General features: G+C 59.3%; 1 protein-coding gene. It reads right to left on the reverse strand.

Features of this window, described 5'->3' with window-relative positions:
* A partial coding sequence (locus AB7E65_RS07445; protein ID WP_428745568.1) for an ABC transporter ATP-binding protein occupies nt 1-765 on the reverse strand: 765 nt, incomplete at its 3' end.
* Between the last annotated feature and the right edge of the window lie 286 nt (nt 766-1051).

The raw sequence follows: 1051 nt of genomic DNA on the forward strand, positions 1-1051 counted from the left end.
TCCATGTCCCGAAAAAGACAGATCCCGCACCTGCAAAAGAACCGGCGCATCGGCAAAATCCGTCCCAGCCTGGCCAGCCGAAATCGCGGGCGGCGCTTCAGGCGCCTGCCAACTCCCTGGGAAGAGCCTTCCGTTACCGTCCATCTGCCAGAAACGATCCACCACCTCGAGCAACGGACCGGGGCGGTGCTCGCACAACACGACTGCAACCCCGCGGGCCTTCAAATCGGACAGGACCCGACAAAGAGCCGCCAGACCCTGCGGATCGAGTTGCGCAGCCGGTTCATCGAGTATCAGCAGTTGCGGCTCCATGACCAGCAACGCGGCCACCAGCAAACGGTATTTCTGCCCCATGGACAGCATGGCGACGGGATAATCGAGCGGCTTGCACAGATCGACCAGGGAAAGCGCGGCCTCCACGCGCGCCGGCATAGCTTGCGGATCAACGCAGAGATTCTCCAGACCAAAAGCGACTTCAGCACCAACGGTCGTTGCCAGAAGCTGGGTTTCGGGATTCTGCAGAACCAGTCCGACGCGAACCTCTCTAGTGTCGGGCGTTCCGAAGCGGTCGATCGTCCCGGAACAGTCCACACTGTCCAGCAGTCCCTTCAGCGCCAGCGCCACGGTGGTTTTACCGGACCCGGTCGGTCCGGTCAGGCAATAACAGCACCCGGCTTCGATCTCCAGGTTGACGTCCTGCAAAACAGCTGTGCCGGTGCCTGGATAAGCGTAGGAAAAATTCTGCAACTGCAACAGCACAACCATCCTCGTTGATCCCGCCTTCGAGCCCAAAAAGCGTTTCTTCCGGCACATCGCTACCCGTAGCCCGGGCGGAGGGGGATCTTCAATACGTTATTAATGACGGACTATATCGAACCTCTAGGAGCAAGTCAAACACTTCCCCACGAACAAGCGCTTACCCGCAAACACAAGCATCCGGACATCAGGTATCCACAGCTGGCGCGAGACGCCCCTCCTATGCCCGGCATGGTTTCATCATAACCGGAAACGGCATTTCAAATCCATCTCGCCCCGAGACAACAGTCGGGCG

This window comes from Syntrophotalea sp., from assembly GCF_050253115.1.
GTDB lineage: Bacteria > Desulfobacterota > Desulfuromonadia > Desulfuromonadales > Syntrophotaleaceae > Syntrophotalea > Syntrophotalea acetylenica.